At 62.1% G+C, this 17,913-nt stretch carries 16 protein-coding genes; 7 read left to right on the top strand and 9 right to left on the bottom strand.

Features of this window, described 5'->3' with window-relative positions; translation table 11 throughout:
• The first annotated feature begins 316 nt into the window (after window positions 1–316).
• Window positions 317–613, top strand: a complete 297-nt coding sequence (locus tag ASE80_RS29560) for a DUF3077 domain-containing protein (protein WP_056861998.1) — start codon at window positions 317–319, stop codon at window positions 611–613.
• 141 nt (window positions 614–754) lie between these two features.
• Here ASE80_RS29560 and ASE80_RS29555 read toward each other — a convergent pair whose 3' ends face one another.
• From ASE80_RS29555 to ASE80_RS29545, 3 genes are all read right to left on the bottom strand, one after another.
• Window positions 755–1,366 carry a 3'-5' exonuclease gene (locus tag ASE80_RS29555; protein WP_056861997.1) on the bottom strand — a complete coding sequence of 204 codons (612 nt, stop codon included), beginning with the start codon at window positions 1,364–1,366 and terminating at the stop codon, window positions 755–757.
• A 42-nt stretch (window positions 1,367–1,408) separates the two neighbouring features.
• A complete protein-coding gene (locus ASE80_RS29550) occupies window positions 1,409–1,885 on the bottom strand; it encodes a LabA-like NYN domain-containing protein (protein ID WP_017139349.1) in 477 nt (158 codons plus the stop codon).
• Window positions 1,886–2,003: 118 nt separating this feature from the next.
• Complete coding sequence (locus ASE80_RS29545; protein ID WP_056861996.1) at window positions 2,004–2,774, bottom strand: DUF2076 domain-containing protein; 771 nt, start codon at window positions 2,772–2,774, stop codon at window positions 2,004–2,006.
• Between the two features lie 180 nt (window positions 2,775–2,954).
• Between ASE80_RS29545 and ASE80_RS29540 the strand changes: the two genes are divergently transcribed.
• Both ASE80_RS29540 and ASE80_RS29535 read left to right on the top strand, forming a co-directional pair.
• Entirely contained in the window at window positions 2,955–3,614 is a 660-nt protein-coding gene (locus ASE80_RS29540; protein ID WP_026013864.1) for a YciC family protein, read from the top strand.
• Between the two features lie 41 nt (window positions 3,615–3,655).
• Complete coding sequence (locus ASE80_RS29535) at window positions 3,656–4,744, top strand: endonuclease/exonuclease/phosphatase family protein (RefSeq protein WP_056861995.1); 1,089 nt, start codon at window positions 3,656–3,658, stop codon at window positions 4,742–4,744.
• Window positions 4,745–4,881: 137 nt separating this feature from the next.
• Here ASE80_RS29535 and hrpB read toward each other — a convergent pair whose 3' ends face one another.
• Window positions 4,882–7,389 carry an ATP-dependent helicase HrpB gene (gene hrpB, locus ASE80_RS29530; protein WP_056861994.1) on the bottom strand — a complete coding sequence of 836 codons (2,508 nt, stop codon included), beginning with the start codon at window positions 7,387–7,389 and terminating at the stop codon, window positions 4,882–4,884.
• A 253-nt stretch (window positions 7,390–7,642) separates the two neighbouring features.
• Between hrpB and ASE80_RS29525 the strand changes: the two genes are divergently transcribed.
• Window positions 7,643–8,062 (top strand): hypothetical protein, encoded by a 420-nt coding sequence (locus ASE80_RS29525; RefSeq protein ID WP_056861993.1) that lies wholly within the window; start codon window positions 7,643–7,645, stop codon window positions 8,060–8,062.
• A 15-nt stretch (window positions 8,063–8,077) separates the two neighbouring features.
• On the top strand, window positions 8,078–8,971 hold the full coding sequence (locus ASE80_RS29520; protein WP_056861992.1) for a cation diffusion facilitator family transporter: 894 nt from the start codon (window positions 8,078–8,080) through the stop codon (window positions 8,969–8,971).
• Here the strand turns inward: ASE80_RS29520 and ASE80_RS29515 are convergent.
• Window positions 8,968–10,026 (bottom strand): DUF6515 family protein, encoded by a 1,059-nt coding sequence (locus ASE80_RS29515; RefSeq protein ID WP_056861991.1) that lies wholly within the window; start codon window positions 10,024–10,026, stop codon window positions 8,968–8,970. The two genes, ASE80_RS29520 and ASE80_RS29515, sit on opposite strands and share 4 nt — an antisense overlap.
• Before the next feature lie 443 nt (window positions 10,027–10,469).
• Here ASE80_RS29515 and ASE80_RS29510 point away from each other — a divergent pair, with 443 nt between their 5' ends.
• Complete coding sequence (locus ASE80_RS29510; RefSeq protein WP_003194418.1) at window positions 10,470–10,949, top strand: Lrp/AsnC family transcriptional regulator; 480 nt, start codon at window positions 10,470–10,472, stop codon at window positions 10,947–10,949.
• 202 nt (window positions 10,950–11,151) lie between these two features.
• Window positions 11,152–11,361, top strand: coding sequence for a DUF2788 domain-containing protein (locus tag ASE80_RS29505; RefSeq protein WP_025999909.1), 210 nt, complete (start codon window positions 11,152–11,154; stop codon window positions 11,359–11,361).
• Here the strand turns inward: ASE80_RS29505 and ASE80_RS29500 are convergent.
• From ASE80_RS29500 to ASE80_RS29485, 4 genes are all read right to left on the bottom strand, one after another.
• Window positions 11,356–11,991, bottom strand: a complete 636-nt coding sequence (locus ASE80_RS29500) for a pseudouridine synthase (protein WP_056861990.1) — start codon at window positions 11,989–11,991, stop codon at window positions 11,356–11,358. The two genes, ASE80_RS29505 and ASE80_RS29500, sit on opposite strands and share 6 nt — an antisense overlap.
• A 71-nt stretch (window positions 11,992–12,062) precedes the next feature.
• Window positions 12,063–13,535, bottom strand: a complete 1,473-nt coding sequence (amn, locus tag ASE80_RS29495) for an AMP nucleosidase (RefSeq protein ID WP_162238864.1) — start codon at window positions 13,533–13,535, stop codon at window positions 12,063–12,065.
• Between the two features lie 186 nt (window positions 13,536–13,721).
• A complete protein-coding gene (locus ASE80_RS29490) occupies window positions 13,722–15,371 on the bottom strand; it encodes an acyl-CoA dehydrogenase family protein (RefSeq protein WP_056861988.1) in 1,650 nt (549 codons plus the stop codon).
• 90 nt (window positions 15,372–15,461) lie between these two features.
• A complete protein-coding gene (locus tag ASE80_RS29485; protein ID WP_056861987.1) occupies window positions 15,462–17,840 on the bottom strand; it encodes a hybrid sensor histidine kinase/response regulator in 2,379 nt (792 codons plus the stop codon).
• Between the last annotated feature and the right edge of the window lie 73 nt (window positions 17,841–17,913).

Genomic DNA, 17,913 nt, shown 5'->3' with positions numbered 1-17,913 from the left:
ATCCCTTTCATTTGCGGGACGTTTCCTAGAGAATTCCACGGCCTTGTTTCCGTCGGATCAGGTAGTTAGTCTCGCTCCGTCATCGAATGTTCGGTGGCCGGACGTGCAAGTCCGATGGCAAGTGAGATCCATCAATCAACCTACAGCCAAATGCCAGCTTCCATGTTGGCGTTCGCCCTTATGGCGGCTGTACGTGGGAGACCTTCGGGTCTGCTGGGTTTGACTTCTTGCCCCGGTCTTGCACACCTACGTACAGTTGCCACCCTCTTCGCGTGCAAGCGGACGGTGCCAACTTCTTCCAGCAAGGAGTTCAACCATGGTCAAAGTTACCCCCGATCCACCCAACTTCCCCAGCGAAGACGCCCTCCTCAACCGCCGCGCCATCGACTACTACCTCAAAGCATCCGCCCCTGACGCGCCCAATTTTGTGCTTAATGACAACCTGAGCTTCGAAGACGCCCTCGCCCATGCGGCCGACTTGCTGCATTGCGCGGTGGAGACGGTGAATGTGTCGGGTGAGACGCTCAGCACCCAGCAGCGGGCGGTGATGCATTTGGTGGGGATGGCCAAAGGTGTGGTGGATCGGGCGTTGGAGTGTGTGCAGCCTCGATGAGCACCGCATAACCCAATGTGGGAGCGGGCTTGCTCGCGAAGGCGGTGGGTCAGTCAATATATTCGGCGACTGACACACTGCATTCGCGAGCAAGCCCGCTCCCACATTTTGAGCTTCAGTGTTCTTGGAATTGGGGTTGGCTTAAAACCCGCGGTGTTTTTTCAGGTGTTCGTTGATCTTCGCCGCCGGCACTTTCTGCAAGGTGCACAGCAAATCGTGGGACAGTTCGCGCAAGCCGTGGGTGCCGCGCAGTTGCTGGGCCAGGTGCGCGGTGAGGTTGGCGGCCATCTCCGCATCCGCCATCGCCCGGTGGGCCTTGCCGGTGTGGGGCAGTTGGGCGAGCGCGTTCAGCGTACCGAGCTTGTGGTTGGGCGCAGTCGGCATCAGGCGGCGGGCCAGCAGCAGCGAGCAGGCGAATTTTTGCAGGCGGGTGCGGCGGATCAGGCCCAGTTCGAAGTCCCAGAACCTCTGGTCGAACGCGGCGTTGTGCGCCAGCAGTGGCGTGGTGCCGACAAATTCATTCACTTCATTCATCACCCGCTCAGCCGGTGGCGCGCTGCGCAGCATGGCGTTGCTGATGCCGGTGAGTTGTTCGATAAACCCTGGCACGCGCACGCCGGCATTCATCAGGCTCTGGTAGCGGTCCACGATTTGGCCGCGCTCGAGGATAACCACCGCGATTTCCGTGGCCCGGCAGTGGCTGCTCGGGGTGATGCCGGTGGTTTCAAAGTCGATGACCGCTATACGTTCCAAACCTGTTCCAACTCCGTCTAACTATTGATTAAGCCTGAGCGCTTACTTAAGCAGCAGCGCGCCTTCGATGGGCACGTAGCGGCTGGCGGCGCGAATCAGCGAGTTGGCCGTCAGCCCCGGCACGCCGTAGGCCACGGCTTCAACGCCGTGCTTTTGGATGATGCGTTCGAGCAGCATGTCGAAATCACCGTCGCCGGAAGCCAGCACCACTTCGTCGACGTGGTCGGCGGCGTCCATGATGTCCAGGGTGATGCCCACGTCCCAGTCGCCCTTGGCCGAGCCGTCGGCGCGCTGGATGTAGGGTTTGAGTTTTACCGTAAAGCCCAGGTTGCGCAGGATCTGTTGGAATTGCTGCTGCTTGCTGTCGCCACGGTCGATGGCATAGGCATACGCCTCGACGATCTGCCCGCGTGAACTGATATCAGCCCACAGCGCCGCATAGTTGAAGTGGCAGCCATACGCCTGGCGCACGGTGTAGTAGAGGTTTTGTACATCGGCGAACACTGCAATTTTTTTCACCGCACTTCCTCATGACAGCCAGGCGCCACGGCCCGGAAAGGTTGCCAGTATGCCAGCCATGGGAAAGTTTCAGCGAAAAATCAGCCCGGGGCGACCAAGCGCCCCGGTTGAAGGAGGGTCAGACGAAGGAGTCGTCGTCACCGAAGGAGGAGGAATCGTCGGAATAGTCGCTGTCTGCGAAGCTGTCGGATGAGTTGTCATTGCCCCAACTGTCATTGCCGGCAAACTTCTGGTCGTCATTGCCCCAGTTGCCGTTATCACTGGCCGGTGCCGGTTCTTCGCGGATGATTTCTTCCACCACCTGCGGCTGCTGCGAGTTGTGGCTGAACAGGCTGCTGATGCCTTCGGCCAACATCACACCACCGGCCACACCGGCGGCGGTTTTCAGCGCGCCGCCAAGGAAGCCACTGCCGATAGGCGCGGCGGGGGCTTGCTGCGGCTGTTGATAATTCTGCTGTGGCGCAGCGTAGTTCTGTTGCGGTGCAGGCTGGCCAAACGATGGCCGCGCCGGCTCACGCCAGCCGCCGCCGGAAGAAGGCGCAGCACTTTGTGGCGGTTGCGAGTCGCGGGAACTGCTGCCACCAAAGATGCTCGACAGGAAGCCGCCACTGCTCGGCGCCGGTTGCGCGGCCTGGGAGCGCGCTTGTTGCAGCTCGTCCTGCAATTGCTGGATCTGCTGCGCCTGTTGCTTGTTCTGCGCGTCGAGGCTCTTGATCGCGTGTTCTTGCACCAGGATCGACTGGGTCATGTAGTACCCGGCGGCCGGTTGGCGAGTCATGTGCTCCTTGATCCGCGCTTCGGCCAGGGCGTCGCGGGGGGCTGAGTCCGTTTCGGCTTGTTGCAACCGTGAAAACAGTCCATCGATCAGGGTTTGCTCTTCGCTGTTCATGGCGACCTCGTTAGATTGCCGGTAGAAATCATGGGCCCGCCTGTGATCAGGTGAGCTACAGCGTAGTTATGGGGGTGTTACCAGACGTTTCAATGGTCTTTACGTAAGGTTTACGTTTGCTTACCTCTCGTCATGATCGGTTAAAGTGTTGGCCTTGCTTTTAGGGCTGTGATGAACCTGATGAATCCGTTAGACGTATTGCGCGACTCCCTCCGTTTCACCCAACGCAACCTGGGCGCCATCGTCCAGCTGTGCCTGCCGTTGGTGATCCTCGAAGCCCTGCTGCAACAGGTGCTCGACCACACACTGGGCCCGGATGCGTTCCCCGGCTACAGCGTGGTCGTCGGGTTGTTGGTGTACCCGCTGTACACCGGAGCCTTGATCCTGTTTCTGGATGCGCGCACCCGCGGTGAGTCGCCCAGCACTAAAGATGTGTGGGCCATGGCCCTGGCGATGTGGCCGCGTTTCGCCCTGCTGACGGCGGTCAGCACCTTGCTGATTTTGCTGGGGCTGTCGCTGTACTTCCTGCCGGGCCTGTGGCTGATGGTGGTGCTGGCGTTTGCCGAGTACCTGCTGGTGTTGCGCGGCATGTCGGCGCTGGAGGCGATGAAGGAAAGTTTCCGCCTGACCCGTGGGCATTTCTGGCGAATCCTGGTGTGCCTGCTGTGCGTAATGACGCCGTTGTGGCTGCTCAAAGGCGCGAGCGTGGCGGTGTACCCCAACCCCGCGCCGCTGCTGGGCTTGCTGATCGACAGTGCCCACAGCTTCCTGCAACTGTTTACCAGCGTGGTACTTTTCCGTTTGTTTATGCTGATCGGTGGCGATGCCGACGCACGGTGATATGCTCCGTGCCACTTCTGATAACGCTATAAGCCGAGCCAATGACCCGTTTATTGCGCATCACCCTGCTGAGCCTGTTGATCATCGCGGGCCTGCTCGCGGCCCTGATCTACAGCCTGACCTGGCGCCCGGTCGACAAGCAGACCCTGCCCGTGAGCTGCGTAGCGCCACGTGCGCCGACCTTGCTGCCGGGGCAGGCGCTCAAGGTCATGACCTGGAACGTGCAATACCTGGCCGGCAAGAACTATGTGTTCTGGTACGACAGCCCCGACGGCAAAGGCCCGGACGATCGCCCCACGGTGGAAGACATGGCCTTCAGCCTGGACGAAGTGGCGCGGGTGATTCGCGACGAACAACCCGACATCCTGCTGTTGCAGGAACTCGATGAAGGCGCCAAGTCCTCTCACTATCAGGACCAGGTAGCGTTGCTTCAGGAACGCCTGGTCGACCTCTACCCATGCAGCGCCCAGGCTTTCGACTGGAAAGCCGACTTTGTGCCCAACCTGCATATCTTCGGCAGCGTCGGCCGCAAGCTCGTCACGCTGAGCCGCTACCAGATCGAACACGCCGAGCGCCTGCAATTGCCGGTGTCCCCGGCCAACTTCATCAGCCGCCAGTTCCAGCCTAAACCGGCGTTGTTGCTGACCTACCTGCCGTTGAGCGATGGCGGCCAACTGGCTGTGCTCAACACCCGCCTGGACGGCGATAAGCCTGGGCGTTCGGCGGTGCAGGAGCAGGCCAAAGCCACGGTAAAACTGCTGGACAAGTTCGAAGGCCGTGGCACGCCTTGGCTGATTGGCGGGGATTTCAACCTGCTGCCGCTGGGGCAGTTCCTGCGCCTGGACGCGGGCAAGCGCGGGCAGTATTCGCCGGACAGCGAGCTGCATTTGCTGTGGGATAAATACCCGATGATTCCGAGTAACAGTGAATCCAGTGGGATTGACCGGGCGAAGTGGCTGACGAACTTCCCCAATGACCCGAGTGTGGATGGGCCGGATCGGACCTTGGATTATTTGTTCTACAGCCCAAGGATCAAGCGGGTGGAGGCCAAGGTGCGCCAAGACGACACACTGCGCATCTCCAACCACCTGCCGGTGATTGCGCGGTTCCTGCTGCCGGCTGCGCAATAACCCGCACCATCTCCCCCTGCGGGAGCTGGCTTTTGTGGGAGCTGGCTTGCCTGCGATAGCATCGCCTCGGTGAAAAGGATAGACCGAGTCGTCTGTATCGCAGGCAAGCCAGCTCCCACATTGGATCTTCACATCACCTACTTTCGGGGTTTGATCCGGGCGGTGGGTTCGGCCACCAAGGGGTCGTCCGGCCAGTAATGCTTGGGGTATCTTCCCTTCAAATCCTTCTTCACTTCGGCGTAAGTACTGCGCCAGAAGTTCGCCAAATCCTGCGTCACCTGCACCGGTCTGCGTGCCGGAGACAGCAGGTGTAGCTTGACCACTTGGCGCCCACCGGCAATGCGCGGCGTGTCCGCCAGCCCGAACAATTCCTGCAAGCGCACTGCCAGAATCGGCGGCTGTTCACTGTAGTCCAAACGCACCGATGAGCCCGAGGGCACCTTCACATGCTGTGGCGCCAGCTCGTCCAGGCGCTGGGGCAGCGGCCAGGGCAGCAGGTTGTGCAGGAAGCTGGAAATATCCAAATTGGAAAAGTGGCTGAGGCGCGAGACTTTGCCCAGGTAGGGCATGAGCCAATGCTCCAAATCGGCCAGCAAGGCGTTGTCGCTGATATCCGGCCATTCGCTGGTTTTACCCGCGTCCAGTTGGCGCAGCAGCATGACGCGGGCCTGCCACTGGCGCAGTTCGGGCGTCCACGGCAGCAGCTCCAGGCCTTTGCGGCGCACCAGGTTGACCAGTGCCTGGCTGCGCGCGGACTCATCCAGGCCGGTCAGCGGCTCGCGGCTGAGCACCAGCTCGCCGACTTTACGCTGGCGTTCGGCGCGCAGCACGCCTTCGCGTTCATCCCAATCAAGCTGGTCGACCGTGCGCACCTGCTCGGCCAGCACGCTGTCGAACAGCACCGGGTCAAAGTCCGCCGCCAGGTAAATACGCTCTTCGCGCTGGCCCTGGCGGCTGCCGAGGTCGGCGATCACCAGCCACGGTTGCTTCATCAGGCTGTCGGCCTCGGCGAACAGCGCGGCGCGGCCGTTGGCCAGGCGATATTCGGCGCCACCGGGGCGGCGTTGCTGGGCGACGCGGTCGGGGTAGGCCAGCGCCAGCAAGGCGCCGAGCCAGCGCGGGTGGTCGGGGTCGGCCACCGCTTGAGTCGGCTGGCCGCGCAAGTAGCCCCGGTACTGACGGGCCAGTTGCTTGGCTCGCTGCACGCCGCCCTGAGTGCCACGCGCGCGTTCTTCGCCGGACATCAGTGCCAGGCGAGTGTGCAAATCCGCACCGCCGCCGCGCAAGATATCGCGCTCGCCCAATAAGGCCGCCACATCACAAGCGGTCGCGGCCAGCCCCAGGTCCTGCCCGCGCAGCAACAAGTGGGCGATACGCGGGTGCGCGGGCAACTCCGCCATTTTCTGGCCGTGAGCGGTGAGCGTGTCGTCGTTCAACGCGCCAAGGCGCACCAGCAAATCCTGGGCCTGGGCATACGCGGCGGTCGGCGGCACGTCCAGCCACACCAGTTGCGTGGGCGTCACGCCCCAGCGCGCCAGTTGCAAGGCCAGTCCCGCCAGGTCGGCGGCGAGGATTTCCGCGCTGCCGTAGGCGGCCAAACCTTCGTGCTGGTCTTCGGACCACAGGCGATAACACACACCCGGTTCCAGGCGCCCTGCCCGGCCGGCTCGCTGGGTGGCACTGGCGCGGGAAATGCGTTGGGTGTCGAGGCGGGTCATGCCGCTGCCGGGGTCGAAACGCGGCACCCGCGCCAGCCCGGCGTCGATCACCACGCGCACGCCATTGATGGTCAGGCTGGTCTCGGCAATGTTGGTGGCCAGCACCACTTTGCGCTTGCCGGCGGGCGCCGGGTCGATGGCGGCGCGCTGGGCGTTGAGGTCGAGTTCGCCATGCAGCGGGCACAGCAATACATCAGGGCGATCACCCAAGGCTTCGGCCAGTTGTTGATTGACCCGGCGAATCTCGGCCTGCCCAGGCAGAAACACCAGAATGCTGCCCGTTTGGTCCTGCACCGCGTCAAGGACGGTCTGCACCACGCGCGGCTCGATAAACTCACCGGCCTGGTACGGCCGCCCCCAGCGCATCTGCACCGGGAACATGCGCCCTTCGCTGCGCAGGATCGGCGCGTCGTCGAGCAGACCCGCCAGGCGCTCGCCTTCGAGGGTGGCGGACATCAGCAGGATTTTCAGTGGTTGCTCGTCGCGAAACAGCTCGCGGCCGTTGAGGCTCAGGGCCAATGCCAGGTCGGCGTCGAGGCTGCGTTCGTGGAACTCGTCGAAAATCAGCAAACCCACGCCGTCCAGTGCCGGGTCGTCTTGCAGCCGGCGCGTGAGAATGCCTTCGGTGACCACTTCGATGCGGGTGTTGGGGCCGACTTTGCTGTCCAGGCGGATGCGGTAGCCGACGGTTTCACCGACTTTTTCACCCAGCTCACTGGCCAGGCGTTCGGCAGCCGCACGCGCGGCGAGGCGCCGAGGTTCGAGCATCAGGATGGTTTGCCCGGCCAGCCAAGGCTCATTCAATAAAGCCAAGGGCACGCGGGTGGTTTTACCGGCACCGGGCGGCGCTTCCAGCACGGCTTCATGGCGATTCGCCAAGGCGTCACGCAGGGCGGGTAAAACATCATCAATCGGCAACGAATTCATACTGGCTCCAAAGCAGAGCGGCGAGTATAACGGCGAACTGGCTGATGCTGATGCGGGTCTCAAAAACACCATCCGGTCCCCTTGGGAACACGGTTAAATGTGGGAGCGGGCTTGCTCGCGAATGCGGTGGGTCAGTTAACACATATATCAACTGACAGACTGCATTCGCGAGCAAGCCCGCTCCCACATTTGAGCATCGTCGCCTGGTAGATCTGGCTTATAGTCACCTTTCACAAGTGTTCAGGAGCATTTTATGCGTATCGCTTCCCGTGTTATCGGCGGTGTCCTCGCCGTCACCCTGCTGAGCCAACTGACGGCCTGCGGCTCGATTTTCTACCCGGACCGTCGTGGCCAGATCGACGGCAAGATCGACCCGGCCATTGCCGTGCTCGACGCCGTGGGCCTGCTGTTTTATGTGATCCCGGGCCTGATCGCCTTTGGCGTGGACTTCGCCACCGGCGCCATCTACTTCGAGCCGGGCAAGACCGCCCAGGTCGCACCGGAAAAACTGCACGAAGCCATCGGCGCCGACGGCAAGGTCGACAACGCCAAGCTGCAATCCATCATTGAGAAAGAAACCGGCCGCAAGCTGCCGCTGGACGACCCGCGCATGCTCCAGTTCAAGGGCAGCGTGCAACAACTCGCGTCCCTGGGCCTGCAACCCGCCGCTTAAGGACTGTATCCGCTTATGACCACCAGCCCCGAACACGCCAGGCTCCTGCGCCTGGCCACCCGCGCCTCGGTGGGCGTGGCCTGTGCGCTGATTATCACCAAGGCCATCGCCTGGTGGTTCAGTGGCTCGGTGAGCATGCTCGCCGGGTTGACCGACTCGCTGCTCGACGGCGTAACTTCGCTGCTGAACCTGCTCGCGGTGCATTACGCGCTGCGCCCGGCCGATGACGATCATCGTTATGGGCATGGCAAGGCCGAATCGCTGTCGGGCATGGCCCAGGCGTTGTTTATCGCCGGCAGTGCGGTGTTGATCGCCTTCCAGGCGTACCAGCGTTTGCAGCACCCGGAACCGGTCGGCGCGCCGTGGCTGAGCATTGGCGTCATCGTGTTTTCGCTGCTGATGACCGTGGCGCTGCTGATGCTGCAACACCGGGTGATCCGCGAAACCGGCTCCAACGCCGTGCGCGCCGACTCACTGCACTATCGCTCCGACTTGATGCTCAACGGCAGCATTCTGGTGGCACTGGTGTTGGCAGGGTTCGGCTTTCATCAGGTGGATGCGTGGTTCGGCCTCGGTATTGCCGCGTATATCCTGTGGAGCGCCATCCAGATCGCCCGCGAGAGCTTTGCCGTGTTGATGGATGAGGAACTGCCACCGGATGTCAGCCAGCACATGCTGGAATTGGCGCGCGGTGTGCCGGGCGTGCTGGGTGCGCATGATTTGCGCACGCGCATTTCCGGCAGCCACTGGTTTGTGCAGTTGCATTTGGAATTGCCGGGGGAATTGACCCTGTCAGTGGCCCACGGCATCAGCGACCAGGCCGCCGATGCCATTCACAAGGCTTACCCGCGTGCCGAAGTGCTGGTGCACGCCGACCCGCGGGAAGTGGTGACGGGTAACAAGGCCTAGTACTGCACCTGATAACCGCGACTGGTCAGGCAGTTGCCCTGAGCCTGGCGGTAGGTTTGCACCACCGCCGGGTCCGGGGCGTAGGTGACGGTGCGTGGGTCGAAACCGCTTTGCTGCACTGCCCAGCGATAACAATCGTAGCCGTCCTGCTGCACCTGGGCCGGTGACTGGCCGTTGGCCGGGTAGGCCACCACGTCATAGCCGTTGCCCTGCGGCGCGGGTTGTGGCGCCGGCACTTCGGTCGGCGGCTGCACCACCACGTATTGCTGGGTAGCGTTTTCATAGGTGTAGTAGGAACCCGCCGCGAGGAAGAACAACGTGCTGCCCACCCACACTTCCCGTGCGTAGTCCGGCAGGTATTGCACGCGGATCCCGTAGGGCGGCGTCACCACCACATAGCGCGGGCCCTGCGGGCGATACCAGTAGCCGCCGGAGAAGAAGTAATCCTGGCCACGGTAAGGCACGCGGTAATTGCGGTCGGGGAAACGGTCGACCATGTAACCCGGGCGATACTGCGGGCCTGGCCCCCAGCCATTACCGTGCCCTGAAGGGCGGCCCGGCCAGCGGTTGTCATTGGGGTGCCCGTTATTAAAGCCGCCGCCCGGACGTGGGCCTGGGCCATTGCCGGCCTGCCAGTGCTGGTTGCCATCATTGCGGCGCGGGATGTCCTGATAGTAACCCTGGCGCGGTTCCTGGGTTTGCCGCACCGTGTCCGGGCGGCCCTGGATCGGCAGGTTGTTCGCAGGCTGCGGCGCCGGCCGCGGCTGCTCGGCATTTTGCGGACGGCCTTGCCACTGCCCACCGCCGTGCTGCTGTTGCCCGGCGCGATCAAAATGCGGGTTCTGCGGGCGCGGTGGGTTGTTTTCCGGACGCGGTTGAGTGTTCTGCGGGCGCGGCTGGTTATTCTGCGGGCGCGCCTGTTCATTGCCACGCCCGCCTTCCGGGCCTCTTTCATGCTGACCACCGCCTTCATAGCGCGGGTCGTCGGCCATCACTTGGGTGCCGACGCTTACCATCAGCAAACCTACACCTGCCATACGCCAGATGCGCTTCATGCTATTCCTCACTGCGGATTAGGGCCTGGAGTGTCCGGCCTTACTGCATGAGACTGGAAAAGCCTCACCCGGTTCTGAGACAGGTTATCAGTCACGAGAAGTATTTTTTGAGGTAAACGCGCAGACAAAGAAAAAGGGGCGACCCGTCGGCCCCCCCTTGAGAATTTCGTCCTGGCTCAACGCTTTTGACGTTGGCTCACCTCACGCCGTCTTGTGGACAGTGTGCAGCCTGGAGGCCGGCTCAACCCTGCTGGGGCGGCGGCCGCAGCAAGCCTGATTGGGCGAGCTGCAGTGGACTGTTGTCCAGGCGGTGATTCTGTTGATAAAGATACAGGCCAACGTCCGACAGATGATTGCGAAGATTGCGTCAATAAACAGTGCTTGCGCAATTTTTAACCCTTCATAGATAATTCACCGCAATAGTTACGACAAAGGCCAACCCAATGAGCAAGCTTGACCGATACGACCTGAGTATTTTGGCGGAATTGCAGCGCGACGCGAGGATCTCCAACCAGGAGTTGGCCGAACGCATCGGCCTGTCGCCGTCGCCGTGCTCACGCCGGGTCAAGCAGTTGGAAGACGATGGCTACATCGCACGCCAGGTCGCCCTGCTCGACCGCAAGATGCTGGGCTTGAGCCTTACAGCCTATGTGCTGATCGGCATGGACCGTCACACGCCTGAGCGTTTCGAGAATTTCGAAGCGGCGATCCGCACCCTGCCGCAAGTGCTGGAGTGCAGTTTGGTCACCGGGATGGACGCGGACTATCAGTTGAAAGTGGTGGTGCCGGACATGGACCACTACCAGAAATTGCTGCTGGGGCATCTGACCCGGATTGAAGGCGTGACCAGCGTAAGGTCGAGCTTTGTGCTGAACCAGGTGCTCAACAGCACCGAGTTGCCGTTGACGCACTTGCGTACCTGATCTCAAGCACACTGGTGATCCCCTGTGGGAGCTGGCTTGCCTGCGATAGCGGTAAATCAGTGACATATCCTTAGCTGACACACCGCTATCGCAGGCAAGCCAGCTCCCACATTGACCGCGTCACGACGCAGGTCAATGTTGTGCTTGAAGCCCTGCCTTATACTTCCCGCCTGCCCTGTCGGAAAAAATCCCCATGAACAACATCGACCCCGCCCTCTTTGAAGAATGGATGATGACCGGCCTGGTCACGATCCTGATCATCTTCATGGGCTTTATCGTCTGGGACCTGGCGAAGAAATCCAAGGCCGGGCGCTTTGGGTCGTTTATCCTGTTTTTCGTGCTGGGCCTGGGCGTGGCCGCGTTCATCATCAAAAGCGTGGTGATCGGCCTGATCGAGTCCGGCGCTTTATAAACGCGCCGGCACTGCCTTCCACTGGCCTTGGTCCAGGCCATCGATCGACCAGTCACCAATACGCACACGCACCAGGCGCAAGGTCGGCAAGCCCACCGCCGCAGTCATGCGCCGCACCTGGCGGTTACGCCCCTCACGAATGACCAACTCCAGCCAGTGCGTCGGCACGCTTTTGCGAAAGCGCACCGGCGGGTTGCGTGGCCACAGTTCGGGTTCCTCCAGCTGCCGCGCCTCAGCGGGCAAGGTCATACCGTCATTAAGCTCTACACCGTCACGCAGGCGTTGCAACTGTTCTTCGGTGGGCTCACCCTCAACTTGCACCCAGTAGGTTTTCGCCAGCTTGTGCTTGGGGTCGGCAATGCGCGCCTGTAACTGGCCATCGTTGGTCAGCAGCAACAGCCCCTCACTGTCACGGTCCAGCCGCCCGGCCGGGTAGATGCCAGGGATGTCGATAAAGTCCTTGAGGGTCGCGCGCCCGCCTTCGTCGCTGAATTGGGTCAGCACGTCGAAGGGTTTATTGAACAGAATCAACTTCGGCTCGGCCGGTGGCGCCTTGGCGACACGCCGCGTTGCGGAGTACGGGGGTTTCACGCCAGGGCGGCGCGAATCGGGGCGGGCAGGACGGGACATGGCAAAGAAACATCTAACGGTCAGGACCGACAATGCTAGTGGCCTGACCGCTAAATGACCATCCCAACCGCTTAGCGGAACGGCGGCTCGTCGAAGCTGCGCAGTTTGCGCGAGTGCAACGAGTTGAGTTCGGTGCGCAACAAATCCACCGCCTCGATGCCGATTTTCAAGTGCTGGCTGACCGCACGCTCATAAAACGCGTTGGCCGAACCCGGCAGCTTGATCTCGCTGTGCAGCGGTTTGTCCGAAACACACAGCAAGGTGCCGTATGGCACACGCAGGCGATAACCTTGGGCCGCGATGGTGCCGCTTTCCATGTCCACCGCCACCGCGCGGGACAGGTTGATCAGCGGCCGCTCTTGCGCCCAGCGCAGTTCCCAGTTGCGGTCGTCGTAGGTCAGCACGGTGCCGGTGCGCAGGCGCTTTTTCAGCTCTTCGCCTTTCTCGCCGGTGACATTGGCAGCGGCTTGCTGCAAGGCCATCTGCACTTCGGCCAGCGCCGGGATCGGGATATTCGGCGGCACGACGCGGTCGAGAATCCCGTCGCGGCGCATATAGGCGTGAGCCAATACGTAGTCGCCGATGGTCTGGGATTGGCGCAGGCCGCCGCAGTGGCCGATCATCAGCCAGCAATGCGGGCGCAGCACGGCCAGGTGGTCGGTGATGTTCTTGGCGTTGGACGGGCCGACGCCGATGTTCACCAGGGTCACGCCGTGGCCATCAGTGGCCTGCAGGTGGTAGGCCGGCATCTGGTAACGGTGCCATACCACGCCTGCGGCAATGGCCGAGGCTTCGCCGTGGTCCATGCTCTTGTCGATGATCACGTTGCCCGGCAGCACCATGCGGATAAACCGTGGGTCGCTGCGCAGTTGCTCCAGGCCATGCAGGATGAACTGGTCGACATAGCGGTGGTAGTTGGTCAGCAGGATCCACGGCTGCACATGGCGCCAGTCGCTGCCGGTGTAGTGCACCAGACGGCGCAGGGAAAAGTCCACGCGCGCCGCATCGAACAGCGCCAGTGGCAACGGGTCGGTGTTTTCCCAGTCGTAGAGGCCATCGGCAATGCCGTCGGTGGCGGCGGACAAGTCGGTGCTGGGGAACACACGGGCGAGGGTCGCAGCGGTAACGCCGGAGCCGGCCAGTTCATCGCCCTGCTCCACCACATACGGGTACGGAATATTCTGCTGGCTCACGCCGACTTCCACCGTCACGGTGAAGTCGTGCATCAATGGCACCAGTTGCTCCAGCAGGTACTTACGGAACGCCGCCGGATGGGTGACGGTGACACTGTAGGTTCCCGGCAATTGCACCTTGGCGTATGCGCGGGTGGTCTGTGGGACTTCGCCGTGGCAGTGGTAGGTCAGGCGCAGTTCCGGGTAGCGAAACTGCGCACGTTGTTCGGCGTCAGGCTCGACGCGGTCCTTGAGGTATTGCTTGAGGGCTTGGTTAAGCGCACCGGTAGCGCGCTCATGCAGAGCGGCCAGCCGGTCCACGGCTTCTTCGGCGGTTTGAACGACAACAAAAGCTTCGGTCACGGTAAGCATCCTGTGTTCTGACTTGCAGGCCTTTATCTTGCCTGTATCCCAGGCTCACTGAAACACCGGAATTGGAATGCTGCTTTTAAAGGTGGGAGCTGGGTTGCCTGCGATGGCGGTGTGTCAGCCAAGTATTCAGTGACTGATACACCGCCATCGCAGGCAAGCCAGCTCCTACAGTTTGACCCTGTGTTGTCAGGGGGTTGGGGTCGAGCGCGTGACGATCGCCGCCACATCCACCCCGCGCGGCAAGGTGCCATACACCCGGCCGGACGACGCCCCCAGGCGGCTGGCGATAAACCCATCACTGACCACCGCATTCCCGGCCTCCAGCAACAGCTTGGCCTGCAACGCCACGGCAATGTCCTCGGTCAACTGCCGGGCGCGGTACTGGATATCCTGGGTATCCATAAACGCCGACTTCAATTGCTCGATATGCCGCGCTAGTTGCTTGTCGCCATGCCCATCGCCCAGTTCGACAAACAATGCCTCCAGCACCCCCGGTTCTTTGGACAATGCGCGCAGCACATCCAGGCACTGCACATTGCCGGAACCTTCCCACGTCGAATTCACCGGCGCCTCACGGTACAGGCGCGGCAGGATGCTGTCCTCCACGTAACCGGCGCCGCCCATGCACTCGGCCGCCTCATTGATCATGGCGGGCGCGCGCTTGCAGATCCAATACTTGCCCACCGCCGTCACCAGCCGGGCGAATTTGGCCTCCTGTTCGTTATCCAGGTGGTCCAGCGCCCGGCCCATGCGCATGCTCAAGGCCAGGGAGGCTTCGCTCTCCAGCGCCAGGTCGGCCAGCACGTTTTGCATCAATGGTTGTTCACTGAGCACGCGGCCGCCGACTGAGCGATGGGCGCAATGATGGCTGGCCTGGGTCAACGCCTGACGCATCAAGGCGCTGGAACCGACCATGCAGTCGAAACGGGTCATGGCGACCATCTCGATAATGGTCGGTACGCCCCGACCTTCTTCGCCAACCATCCACGCCAGGGCGCCACGGAACTCCACTTCGCTGGAGGCGTTGGAGCAATTGCCGAGTTTGTCTTTCAGGCGCTGGATGTAGAACTGGTTGCGGGTGTCATCCGGGCGATGCCTTGGCAGCAGGAAACACGTCAGGCCTTTGTCGGTCTGCGCCAGGGTGAGGAACGCATCGCACATCGGCGCCGAGCAGAACCACTTGTGCCCGACCAGCTCATAGGCCTGGCCAGGGCCGCCGGCGCCCACGGGATAGGCGCGGGTGGTGTTGGCGCGCACGTCGGTGCCGCCCTGTTTCTCGGTCATGGCCATGCCGATGGTGGCGCCGGCTTTGTGGGCGATGCCGACGTTGCGCGGGTCGTATTCGGTATTGAGGATTTTCGGCAGCCAGGTCTGCGCCAGGTCCGGTTGCAGGTGCAGGGCCGGGACGCAGGCGAAGGTCATGGTCAACGGGCAACCGCTGCCGGCTTCAGCCTGGCTGTGCAGGTAGGTCATGGCCGCGCGGGCGACATGGGCACCGGGCTGCGGATGCGCCCATGGCAGCGATGGCAGGCCATGCTCGACGGCGGTGCGCATCAACTCGTGATAGGCCGGATGAAACTCCACCAGGTCGATGCGATGGCCGTAGCGGTCATGGCTGTTGAACACCGGCTTGTTCTGATTCGCCAAAAAACCGGCCTCCATCAGTGGCCCGCCCGCCAGCGCACCATACGCATCGATTCGAGCCTGCGCCCAGCCGGCGCCAAAGCGGCGCGACCATTCTTGCAAGGGCAGGTCGATGCGATAAAGGTTGGTACCGTCCAGGGACGGAGGCTGGTTGGTGACGTCGTGGGTTTCAGCAAACTGATGCAGGTTCATGACGGGCCTCCTGGAAAATAGGCCACGTGCAGTTGAGGCCTGAATTTCAGTTAAGCACCGTCATCGGGCTTAAAAAAGTGGCATACCCGCCTATTGTTCGGCGCTTTCGCCCTCTAACGGGCACAGCAGGCGCCGCTCCAGCACCGTCTGCAGCGCCTCGAAACGCACGGGTTTACTGAGGCGATCAGTGATGCCGACCCCATGGCAGCGTTCGCGATCCGGGGCGTGCAGCGAGGTGCTCAGGGCAATCACCGGCAGTTCGCCGCAGCCGGGTAGTGCACGAATCTGACAGCACAACGAGAAGCCGCCTTCAGACACATCCAACAGCACCGCTTCAAACGTATCGTCCTGCAAGAGCGCCAAGGCGGCCGGGCCGTTATCCACGGTTTTCACCCGGTAACCCAGTTTGAGCAGCATGCCGCGTACCGCTAATTGGCCGACGCTGTTGTCGTCCACCAACAGCACCGTACATTCCTGGGGCGCTCGTTGCGCATGGGGCTTGTGCGTAGCGGGTTTGGACTCAGACGGTACCGCGTTGACGTTCATGTCCAGCTGGAAGCGGCTGCCCTTGCTGAGTTCGGAATGATGGGTCAAACGCCCACCGAGCAGTTCTATCAGCTGCCGGCAAATCGCCAGGCCGATGCCCAGGCCGCCGTACTCGCGGGTCATCGAACCGTCGACCTGGAAGAAGCGCTGATACAGCGTGGCCTCATCGAGAAAAGCGAAGCCGATGCCGCTGTCGGTCACAATAAAGCTCAGGCGCAGCTCGCCGTCACTGTGGGGCACACCCACCACACGCACGCGCACCGCGCCTTCGTGGGTGAACTTGAAGGCATTGTCGAGCAGGCAGTCCAGGCACTGGGTGAGTTTGCCGGCATCACCAATCACCCGGTCCGGCAGTTCATCGGCCACGTCGATGGAAAACGCCAGGCCTTTGCTCTGGGCACTGGCGGTGAATTGCTGGCGCAAGGTGTCGAGGGTGCCGCGCAGGCTGAAGACCTGGGGCTGGGCGGTGAGGCGCCCGGCTTGCAATTCGGTCAGGGTGAGAATGCCGTTGACCATGCGCATCATGTCCCGCGCAGAACCGGCGGCGGTTTGCTGGTATTGGGTAAGGTCGTCGTCCAGCGGCACGGTTTGCATCAGCTCCAACGAGCCGATCACACCGTTCATTGGGGTGCGCAACTCGTGGGTCAGCGTGGCGAGGAACTCATCTTTAAGGCGGTTACTGCGGGCCAATTGCTGATTGAGCACCTCAAGCTTCTGGCTGGCGTCAAACAGGATCTGCGCCTGTTGTTCACGCATGCCGTTGATGCGGTCCGCCAGGGCCAGGGACAACAGCGCCACTTCGATGGCCGAGCCGAGTTGGCTGGCGTACATGGTGAGGAACATATTTGGCAGGTAGCCCAACACCATCAGCGTATTGACTACCCCGCCCAGCAGGAATGCCGACCAGGCGATGATGAAGTAACGCGCCATGCGCTGGCCGCAATACCAGGCCTTGATGGCGGCCACAAAGATGGTCACGGTAAACACCAGCGCCAACCCCGTGGCCAGCCGCAGGGCCACGGCGTAGCTGGTCAGCAGCGCCAGCACCATGACCAACGCGCCGGCCGCTGCCAGCGCCAGTAAAACCCGATCAAGCCAGCGGCTGTGCTGCGCGGTGTGCAGGAAACTGCGCGCGAACAAGCTGCCGAACAACGCCGCCGAGCCAATCAGGAACGGCACCGCCGCGTTCGCCCACCATGGGTTGTTCGGCCAGAAATACTCTACCGCTACGCCGTTAACCGACAGTTGGTACAGGCCAAACGAGGCGATATAAAGGATGTAATACAGGTAGCTGGTGTCGCGCACGCTCAAGTAGATGAACAGGTTGTAGACCAGCATCCCCAGTAACACGCCATAGATCGCCCCCAACACATACAGGCGCAGTGGCTGCTGCTCCATGTACGCGGTGGCGGACCAGAGCGTGAGCGGTGCCTGGATCGAGCCTTGGCTTTGCAGGCGCAGGTACACGGTTTGCTGCTGGTCGGGCACGAAGTTGAGCTTGAACAGGTAGTTGGCCTGGCGCACTTCACGGCTGGAAAACGCCAGGCTGCTGCCCGTGCGGCTGGTCAGGCGGTAATTGCCGGTGCTGTCGCGCTGGTAAAGCTCGAGTTCGTTAAGCGGCGGGTACGCCAACTCCAGAAACCAGGTGCGCGGGGCTCGTGGGTCAGTGGCGGTGTAATGCAGGTCGACCTTGAGCCAGAACACCGAGCGCGAATAGCCGGCGTTGAGGGTGGCTTTGTCATGGGTTTTGAATTGGGCGGCGTAGGCGGGAGCGCTGACATCGGCGATGGTGAGGGCGTCGGTTGGGTCTTCGAGTACTTGCATGACGCGGCCCAGCGGCAGGCTTCGAGTGTCCGGGTTGAACTCGATGGCGCTGGCGAGCATCGGCAGCCCGCACAATAAAAAGATCAGCAAATAGCGCATAGAGCCCCAGCGTGGCCTGTCCGGTTATGTCAAAAGCCCCCCATTCCTTTTGAGTAGACGTATACCGGCGATA

Origin of the sequence: Pseudomonas sp. Leaf15 (genome assembly GCF_001421425.1) — a bacterium.
GTDB classification, from domain to species: domain Bacteria; phylum Pseudomonadota; class Gammaproteobacteria; order Pseudomonadales; family Pseudomonadaceae; genus Aquipseudomonas; species Aquipseudomonas salomonii.
Note: the sequence above shows the minus strand (reverse complement) of the source record. Positions and strands in the feature narration are given on the sequence as shown.

What these genes read in the sequence shown, in the direction of transcription:
- ASE80_RS29485 (WP_056861987.1), bottom strand. Translation starts at nt 17,840, where the DNA reads ATGCGCTATTTGCTGATCTTTTTATTGTGCGGGCTGCCGATGCTCGCC.
- ASE80_RS29515 (WP_056861991.1), bottom strand. Translation starts at nt 10,026, where the DNA reads ATGAAGCGCATCTGGCGTATGGCAGGTGTAGGTTTGCTGATGGTAAGC.
- amn (WP_162238864.1), bottom strand. Translation starts at nt 13,535, where the DNA reads ATGCTTACCGTGACCGAAGCTTTTGTTGTCGTTCAAACCGCCGAAGAA.
- ASE80_RS29520 (WP_056861992.1), top strand. Translation starts at nt 8,078, where the DNA reads ATGACCACCAGCCCCGAACACGCCAGGCTCCTGCGCCTGGCCACCCGC.
- ASE80_RS29540 (WP_026013864.1), top strand. Translation starts at nt 2,955, where the DNA reads ATGAATCCGTTAGACGTATTGCGCGACTCCCTCCGTTTCACCCAACGC.
- ASE80_RS29510 (WP_003194418.1), top strand. Translation starts at nt 10,470, where the DNA reads ATGAGCAAGCTTGACCGATACGACCTGAGTATTTTGGCGGAATTGCAG.
- ASE80_RS29545 (WP_056861996.1), bottom strand. Translation starts at nt 2,774, where the DNA reads ATGAACAGCGAAGAGCAAACCCTGATCGATGGACTGTTTTCACGGTTG.
- ASE80_RS29500 (WP_056861990.1), bottom strand. Translation starts at nt 11,991, where the DNA reads ATGTCCCGTCCTGCCCGCCCCGATTCGCGCCGCCCTGGCGTGAAACCC.
- ASE80_RS29560 (WP_056861998.1), top strand. Translation starts at nt 317, where the DNA reads ATGGTCAAAGTTACCCCCGATCCACCCAACTTCCCCAGCGAAGACGCC.
- ASE80_RS29535 (WP_056861995.1), top strand. Translation starts at nt 3,656, where the DNA reads ATGACCCGTTTATTGCGCATCACCCTGCTGAGCCTGTTGATCATCGCG.
- ASE80_RS29490 (WP_056861988.1), bottom strand. Translation starts at nt 15,371, where the DNA reads ATGAACCTGCATCAGTTTGCTGAAACCCACGACGTCACCAACCAGCCT.
- ASE80_RS29525 (WP_056861993.1), top strand. Translation starts at nt 7,643, where the DNA reads ATGCGTATCGCTTCCCGTGTTATCGGCGGTGTCCTCGCCGTCACCCTG.
- hrpB (WP_056861994.1), bottom strand. Translation starts at nt 7,389, where the DNA reads ATGAATTCGTTGCCGATTGATGATGTTTTACCCGCCCTGCGTGACGCC.